The 8326-nt window shown below is 72.6% G+C and carries 7 protein-coding genes and 1 tRNA gene; 7 read left to right on the top strand and 1 reads right to left on the bottom strand.

Annotation, left to right across the window (positions count from 1 at the left end):
- Positions 1–47: 47 nt before the first annotated feature.
- A tRNA-Leu gene (locus Q7T52_RS12370) sits at positions 48–130 on the bottom strand.
- Between the two features lie 193 nt (positions 131–323).
- Between Q7T52_RS12370 and Q7T52_RS12365 the strand changes: the two genes are divergently transcribed.
- The 7 genes from Q7T52_RS12365 to pknB all read left to right on the top strand — a co-directional run.
- A complete protein-coding gene (locus Q7T52_RS12365) occupies positions 324–1094 on the top strand; it encodes a DUF3662 and FHA domain-containing protein (protein ID WP_304802900.1) in 771 nt (256 codons plus the stop codon).
- Positions 1087–1563 (top strand): FHA domain-containing protein, encoded by a 477-nt coding sequence (locus tag Q7T52_RS12360; protein ID WP_304802898.1) that lies wholly within the window; start codon positions 1087–1089, stop codon positions 1561–1563. Before Q7T52_RS12365 ends, Q7T52_RS12360 begins: the two co-directional genes overlap by 8 nt.
- Complete coding sequence (locus Q7T52_RS12355; protein ID WP_304802896.1) at positions 1560–2960, top strand: PP2C family serine/threonine-protein phosphatase; 1401 nt, start codon at positions 1560–1562, stop codon at positions 2958–2960. The genes Q7T52_RS12360 and Q7T52_RS12355 overlap by 4 nt, the downstream gene beginning before the upstream one ends.
- A 40-nt stretch (positions 2961–3000) precedes the next feature.
- Entirely contained in the window at positions 3001–4377 is a 1377-nt protein-coding gene (locus Q7T52_RS12350) for an FtsW/RodA/SpoVE family cell cycle protein (protein ID WP_304802901.1), read from the top strand.
- Positions 4378–5838, top strand: coding sequence for a penicillin-binding protein 2 (locus Q7T52_RS12345; RefSeq protein WP_304802894.1), 1461 nt, complete (start codon positions 4378–4380; stop codon positions 5836–5838).
- Between the two features lie 64 nt (positions 5839–5902).
- Positions 5903–7411, top strand: a complete 1509-nt coding sequence (locus Q7T52_RS12340; RefSeq protein ID WP_304802891.1) for a serine/threonine protein kinase — start codon at positions 5903–5905, stop codon at positions 7409–7411.
- Positions 7408–8326: Stk1 family PASTA domain-containing Ser/Thr kinase (gene pknB, locus Q7T52_RS12335; RefSeq protein WP_304802888.1), on the top strand; the 919-nt coding region annotated here is incomplete at its 3' end. The genes Q7T52_RS12340 and pknB, both read left to right, overlap by 4 nt.

Here is an 8326-nt window from a genome sequence, read left to right as displayed (position 1 = left end):
CATCAATTCCTAAACGATCCTGGCCATTTCGCCTGAACCGCGCTGTGTGCGCGAGGGGGGATTTGAACCCCCACGCCCTTTCGGACACTGGCACCTGAAGCCAGCGCGTCTGCCGTTCCGCCACTCGCGCAAGTAGCCGGTGAAGACTATCCCGGTGCGTGAGCACCGGCCAAACCGGCCGGAACCCTCCGGGCCGCCGCGGGACGGGTTGCGCGGTTCGTGGGACCTGCCTCGCTACGATCGACGGAACTTCCGGTCGTGCGACCGGCGGTTGTCGTGCCACGGAACCGTCCGGGGCCAGAGCCGTGTCGAGGAGGTGTGCCGTGGGCGGGTTGCAGCGCTTCGAGCGGCGCCTCGAGTCGATGATCTCCGGCGCGTTCGCCAAGACGTTCCGCAGCGCCGTCCAGCCGGTCGAGATCGCGGCGGCCCTCGAGCGCGAGCTCGACAACAACGCGCAGATCCTCTCCCGCGACCGCCGGCTGGTGCCCAACGACTTCCACGTCGAGCTGTCGGCGACCGACCTGGGCCGGCTCGCGCCCTACGACTCGACGCTGGCGCGCGAGCTGTCCGACCAGCTCCAGCAGCACGCCGCCGGCCAGTCCTACGTCTTCCCCGGTCCCATCCGGATCGGGTTCGAGGAGGCCGACGACCTCTCGACCGGCCGGTTCCGCATCCGCAGCGAGGCGCAGGCCAAGGTCGTCGGCACCGCCAGCCACACCCAGGTACGCCGGGCTGTGGCCCTCATCGAGGTCAACGGGAGCCAGCACCCGCTGCTGCCCCCCGGCCTGGTCGTCGGGCGCGGCACCGACGCCGACCTGCGCATCAACGACCCCGGCATCAGCCGCCGTCACCTCGAGTTCAACATCACGCTCGGCCGCGAGGGCGAGGACCCGCTGGTCGAGGTCCACGACCTCGGCTCGACCAACGGCATCAGCGTCGACGGCCGCAAGGTCCCGCGCGCCACGCTGCGCGAGGGCTCGGTGGTCAAGGTCGGCACGACGACCATGACCGTGCGCATCGTCCACGACGACGTGGGCGGGCCCGGGCAGCCCGGTCAGCCTGGCCAGCCCGGTCAGGAGGCACACGGTGTCTGAGCTCACCTACTTCCTGATCCGCATCGCCTACCTCGCGATCCTCTGGATCTTCGTGCTGGCCGCCATCTCGGTCATCCGCTCCGACATGTTCGGCGCGCGGGTGCCCGAGGCCCAGCGCACCGCCCGCGCCCCCGGCGCCCCGAAGCCGCCGAAGCAGAAGGCGTCCAAGCGCAAGGGCTCCCCCACCCACGTCGCGGTGACCCAGGGCAGCAACACCGGCGCGACCGCCGGCCTCGACCGGGCCCCGATCCTCATCGGCCGCGGCACCGACGCGGCCATCCGCCTCGACGACGACTACGTCTCCACGCGCCACGCGCGCATCGCCGCGTCCGGTGACCAGTGGTTCGTCGAGGACCTCGGCTCGACCAACGGCACCTACATCGGCAACGTCCGGATCACCCAGCCCACCACGATCACGCTCGGCACCCAGGTGCGGATCGGCAAGACGATCCTGGAGCTGCAGAAGTGACCGAGACCCCTGGCGACGACCCCGACGAGACGCGCGAGAACCCGGTGGTTCCGGCGGCGCCGGCCCCCGGGCCGGTCCCCCCGCCCCCCGGCGAGACCCTGGCCCTGCACTACTCCGCCATCTCCGACGTGGGCCGGGTCCGCAAGGACAACCAGGACTCCGGCTACGCCGGACCCTGGCTGCTCACCGTCTGCGACGGCGTGGGCGGCGCGGCCCGCGGCGACATCGCCTCCTCGACGGCCGTCTCCGAGCTGCGCAACCTCGACGTCGACCCCGGCCCCCCGGGGACCGAGGGCGAGCCGAGCCTGCTCGACCGGGTCACCCTCGCGCTGCACGGCGCCCACGAGGAGATCGGCCGCCTGGTCGACGCCGACCCCACGATCAACGGCACCAGCACCACGGCGACCGTCGCGCTCTTCGACGGGCGCCGCGTCGGCATCGGCCACGTCGGCGACAGTCGCGCCTACCTCTTCCGCGACAACGAGATCAGCCAGCTCACGACCGACCACACGTTCGTCCAGAGCCTCATCGACGAGGGGCGGATCACCGAGGCCGAGGCCCGCGTCCACCCCCACCGCAACCTGATCCTCAAGGCCCTCGACGGCATCCACGAGGCCGAACCCGACCTGTTCGTGCTCGAGCTCGTCGACGGCGACCGGCTGTTCCTCTGCAGCGACGGCGCGTGCGGCGTCCTCGTCGACGGCCGGCTCGCCGACATCCTCTCGATGGGCACCCCCGACTACGCGGCCGTCGAGCTCGTCCGCGCCAGCCTCGAGGCCGGCTCCTCCGACAACGTCACCTGCATCGTCGCCGACGTGGTGACCGCCGAGGCGGCCGCCGCCGACCCGGCCTACGCCGAGCTCGAGCCGATGCTGGTCGGCGCCGCGGCCGAGCTCAAGCGCAAGCTGCCCCGCGGGCTGTTCCGCGGCCACCGCTCCGGCGACACCGGCGAGCTCGAGCCGGTCGACGCCGAGATCCCCGACGACCTGCCCTACGCCGTCGCCTCCGACCCGCTGCGCCCGGTCGACCCCGAGGCGGTGCGCTACGCCCCCCAGCCGCGACCGCGCTACACCTGGCTGCGCCGCGTGATGGCCCTCGTGATCGTCGTCGGCATCCTCTGGATCGGCGCGGCCGCCGCGTGGTCCTACGTGCAGCGCCAGTACTACGTCGGCGAGGCCGACGGCGTCGTGGTGATCCACCACGGCATCGACGCCTCGCTGCCGGGCCTCGACCTCTCCGAGGTCGTCGTCGTGACCACGCTGCGGGTCGACGAGCTCGAGGAGTTCGACCAGGACATGGTCCGCGAGGGCATCCCGGTCGACGACCTCGCCGAGGCCCGCGACCGGGTCGAGGAGCTCAGCGCCAAGCGGATGCCCGCCGACGAGACCGGAAGCTGACGTGGCGACGACGACGGCAGCACCCGGCTCCTCCGCCCTCATGGGGTTCGTCCACCGGCGACGCCGCGGGGCCGAGCTCTTCCTGCTCGTCCTCGCGCTGGCCGTCGGGGTGGGCGGCTACGCCGCCGTCGGCCTCGGCGTCGAGGGCGAGGTGCCGCCCGACATCATCGGCTACGGCGGCTGGCTCGCCGCCCTGATGGTCGGCGCCCACGTCGTCGTACGCCTCGTGGCGCCCTACGCCGACCCCGTCCTGCTCCCGGTCGTCGCCGCCCTCAACGGGCTCGGGCTCGCCGTGATCCACCGGCTCGACCTCGCCGACGGCGCCTCCTTCGCGCGTCAGCAGCTCACCTGGATGACGGTCGGCGTGATCCTCTTCGTCGGCACCCTGCTGATCCTGCGTGACCACCGGATCCTGGCGCGGTTCACCTACACCGCGGGTCTGCTGGCGATCGTGCTGCTCCTGCTGCCGCTGGTGCCCGGCCTGGGGCTGATCATCAACGGCGCGCGCATCTGGATCAGCGTCGGGCCGTTCAGCTTCCAGCCCGGCGAGGTGGCCAAGGTGCTGCTCGTCATCGCGTTCGCCGGCTACCTCGTCCAGCACCGCGACGCCCTCGCGCTGGCTGGGCGCCGGGTGCTCTTCGTCGACCTGCCGCGCGGCCGCGACCTCGGGCCGATCGTCGCGATGTGGCTGATCAGCCTCGGCATCCTCGTCTTCCAGAAGGACCTCGGCTCGAGCCTGCTCTTCTTCGGGCTGTTCCTCCTGATGCTCTACGTCGCCACCGAGCGGCCCGGCTGGATCATCGTCGGCGCGCTCATGTTCCTGGGCGGCGCGACGATGGCCTACCGGCTCTTCGGCCACGTGCGCGTCCGCGTCGACACCTGGCTGCACCCGTTCGAGTACTACAACGGGCCCGCCGGGGAGAACAGCTACCAGCTCGTCGAGGGCCTCTTCGGGTTCGCCTACGGCGGGCTGATCGGCCGCGGCTTCGGCGACGGCGACCCCACCCGCGTTCCCTACGCCGAGTCCGACTTCATCATGGCCGCCATCGGCGAGGAGCTCGGGCTGACCGGGGTCATCGCCGTGCTCCTGCTCTACGGCGTCCTGGTCGAGCGCGCGCTGCGTACCGCCCTGATCTCGCGCGACGGCTTCGGCAAGCTCATGGCCACCGGCCTCGCGGCGATCTTCGCCCTCCAGATCTTCGTCGTGGTCGGCGGCGTGACGCGGCTGATCCCGCTCACCGGCCTCACCACCTCGTTCCTGTCCTACGGCGGGTCCTCGCTGGTCGCCAGCTGGGTGATCGTCGCCCTGCTGCTCCGCATCTCCGACCAGGCCCGGCGCCCGGTGCCCGAGCTCGAGCCGGTCGACGAGGACGCGGCCGCCGCCGAGTCGACCCAGGTCATCAAGGTGGCGCGCTGAGTGAACAAGCCCATCCGCACGGTCTCGATCTTCTTCCTGCTCCTCTTCCTGGCGCTGATGGCCACGGCGACCAACAACGGCTTCGTCCAGTCGTCCTCCCGCAACGACCGCCCCGAGAACCGCCGGGTCAAGGAGGCGGCCTACTCCAGCCAGCGCGGCGCGATCCTCGTCGGCCGCACGCCCATCGCCGAGAGCGACAAGGTCGACGACGAGTACAAGTACCTCCGCTCCTACACGAGCCCGTTCCTCTACGCCCCGGTCACCGGCTACTTCTCCTTCGGCTCGAGCACCGGCATCGAGTCGTCTCAGAACCAGGTGCTGTCCGGTGACGACCCCCGCCTGTTCATCGGCAGCCTCATCGACCTGCTCGGCAACAAGCCGCCCAGCGGCGGCAGCGTCCAGCTGACGCTCGACCCCGACGCCCAGCGCGCCGCCTTCGACGGCCTGGCCGCGCTCGGCGACGACGTCGAGGGCTCGGTCGTCGCCATCGAGCCGTCGACCGGCAAGATCCTGGCGATGGTGTCGCTGCCGACCTTCGACCCCAACAACCTCGCGACCCACGACTTCGGCGCCCGCGACGAGACCTACCAGCGGCTGCTCCAGGACGACAGCGAGCCGCTGGTCAACCGGGCGATCCAGAAGCGGCTCTTCCCCGGGTCGACGTTCAAGATCGTCACCGCGGCCGCCGCCCTCGAGTCGGGGCAGTACGACGGGCCCGACGACATCGTCCCCGGCGGTCCCACGTTCCAGCTGCCCCAGACGACGGGCGACTCCGGCCTCGTCGACAACGAGGGCCGCGACTGCCCGACCGACGGCCTGACGCTCCGCAAGGCGATGGAGCAGTCCTGCAACACGACCTTCGCCCAGCTCGCCATCGACGTCGGGTCCGAGGAGATGCTGCGCCAGGCCGAGAAGTTCGGCTTCAACAGCGACTACCTCGAGGACCTCGACGGTCAGGTCCGCTCCGCCTTCCCCGCCGAGCTCACCCCGCCCGAGGTCGGCCAGGCCGGGTTCGGCCAGTTCGAGGTCCAGGCCACGCCGCTGCAGATGGCGATGGTGGCCGGTGCGATCGCCAACGACGGCGTGGTCATGCGGCCCTACATCGTCGACGAGGTGCAGCAGGCCGACTTCGACGCCCAGCAGACCGAGCCCGAGGAGCTGTCCCGGGCCATCTCCGAGGACACCGCCCGTACCCTCACCGAGGTGCTCGTCTCCACCGTCGACGAGGGCACCGCGGAGCCCGCGCAGATCGACGGCGTCGAGGTGGCCGGCAAGACCGGGACCGCCCAGCGCGGGGTGGCCGGCGCGGCGCCGTACGGCTGGTTCGTGTCGTTCGCCCCCGCCGGCGACGCCGACGTGGCGGTGGCCGTCATGATCGAGGACGCCCCCGGCCAGGAGATCGCCGGCGGCCGCCTCGGCGGGCCGATCGCCAAGGCCGTGATGGAGGCGATCCTCCAGTGAGTCCCGCAGTGAGTCCCGCAGTGAGTGCAGCACCGACGTCCCCCACCAGCGAGAGGAGCACGAGATGACCGACTTCGCCGACACCGCCGGCCGCTACCGGCTCGACTCCCGCATCGCGACCGGCGGCATGGGCGAGGTGTGGCGCGCGACCGACACCTCCCTCGGCCGCGAGGTCGCGGTCAAGCTGCTCAAGACCGAGTACGCCGACGACCCGGTCTTCCGGTCGCGGTTCGAGACCGAGGCCCGTCACGCCGCCGCCCTGCACCACCCCGGCGTGGCCGCCGTCTACGACGTGGGCGAGCGCGAGGCCACCGACGGCTCGGGCCACCCCCGCCCGTTCCTGGTGATGGAGCTCGTCGAGGGCCAGCCGCTCTCGAGCCTCATCAGCGCCGGCCGCGACCTCGACCCGGTCGCCGTGCGCGACCTGCTCGCCCAGGTCGGTGACGCGCTCGGTGCCGCCCACCGGGCCGGCATCGTCCACCGCGACGTCAAGCCCGCCAACCTCATCGTCACCCCCGCCGGCAAGATCAAGGTCACCGACTTCGGCATCGCCCGCGCCGCCGACGGCGTCGGGATCACCCGCACGGGCGCCGTGATGGGCACCCCGCAGTACCTCTCCCCCGAGCAGGCCGAAGGCCGCCCGGCCACCGCCGCCTCCGACGTCTACGCCCTCGGCGTGGTCGCCTACGAGTGCCTGGTCGGACGCCGGCCCTTCGACGCCGACTCCCCCGTCGCCACCGCCCTGGCCCACATCCGCGAGCCGGTCCCGACGCTGCCCGCCCGGGTCCCGGCCGACCTCGCGGCCGTCGTCACGCGCGCGCTCGCCAAGAACCCTGCAGACCGCTACGCCGACGGCGCCGCCTTCGCGGCCGCCCTGCGCGACCCCGCGACCGCGGCCGTGCGCGTGCCGCCCCCCGTGCCTCCCGTGGTCGCGCCGCCCGCCGACGACTCGCGCACCCAGGTGCTCGCCGCGGCGCCGTACGACCCGCCGCCGGTGGTGCCGGTGCCGCCGGCCACCTCGACCACCCACGTCGCCGACGACCAGCGCACCAACCCGTGGCCGCTGGTGTTCGTCGTGCTGCTGGTGGTGGCGCTGGCCGTGGTAGTGACGCTGCTGCTCACCGGCGGTGACGACGACGACGAGCCGGCCTCCGGCCCGACGTCGACGACGGCCTCCAGCCGACCCACCACCGAGGCCACCTCGGAGCCGACGACCCCGGGCACGACCTTCGTCAACGACGCCCTCTACATCGGCCAGCCGATCGACCAGGTCGAGGCCGACCTGCGCGCCCTCGGCTTCCAGGTCGAGCGCAACGGCCAGGCCAACGACGACCCCGACCGCGACGGCACCGTCACCGCGGTCAACCCCAGCGGCGACGTCGAGCCGGGCGAGACGATCCGCGTCAGCTACTACGAGGACGCGCCCGAGCCCACCTCCGACCCGCCCACGTCGGAGCCGACCTCCGACCCGCCGCCCACGTCCGAGCCCACGACGGAGCCGCCGACCTCGGAGCCCACCGTGACCGAGTCGCCCGCCGTCGAGGTGCCCACCGAGGGAGAGACGATCCCGTGAACGACCACAGGTCCGACGACAGCCCCACGCTGGTCGGCGGCCGCTACGAGCTGGGCGAGCTGCTCGGCCGCGGCGGCATGGCCGAGGTCCGCAAGGGCACCGACTCCCGCCTGGGACGGATCGTCGCGGTCAAGCGGCTGCGCACCGACCTGGCCAGCGACGCGACGTTCCAGGCCCGCTTCCGCCGCGAGGCGCAGTCGTCGGCGTCCCTCAACCACCCCTCGATCGTCGCGGTCTACGACACCGGCGAGGAGCCCGCGACCGACGGCTCCGGCGTGGCGCAGCCCTACATCGTCATGGAGTTCGTCGCCGGCCGGACGCTCCGCGACATCCTGCGCGAGGGCCGCAAGATCCTGCCCGAGCGTGCGCTCGAGATCACCAGCGGCGTCCTGTCGGCGCTCGACTACAGCCACCGCGCCGGCATCATCCACCGCGACATCAAGCCCGGCAACGTCATGCTCACGCCCAGCGGCGACGTCAAGGTCATGGACTTCGGCATCGCCCGCGCGATGAGCGACGCCGCCAACTCGATGACCCAGACCGCCGCGGTCGTCGGCACGGCGCAGTACCTCTCCCCCGAGCAGGCCCGCGGCGAGACCGTCGACTCCCGCTCCGACGTCTACTCCGCCGGGTGCCTCGTCTACGAGCTGCTGACCGGCCGGCCGCCGTTCGTCGGCGACAGCCCGGTGGCCGTCGCCTACCAGCACGTGCGCGAGCAGGCCGACCCGCCGTCCGACCACGACACCGAGCTCCCGCCGGCCGTCGACGCCATCGTGATGAAGGCCCTGGCCAAGCGGCTCGAGGACCGCTACCAGTCGGCCGCCGCGATGCGCACCGACATCGAGGCCTACCTCGCCGGGCGACCCGTCGCCGCCGCCTCCCCGCCTCCGGTGGCGGAGCCGGCCCCGCCGCGGC

The sequence above is a fragment of the Nocardioides sp. genome (assembly GCF_030655615.1).
Classification (GTDB): domain Bacteria; phylum Actinomycetota; class Actinomycetes; order Propionibacteriales; family Nocardioidaceae; genus Nocardioides.
This window is presented reverse-complemented; position numbering and strand designations above follow the sequence as displayed.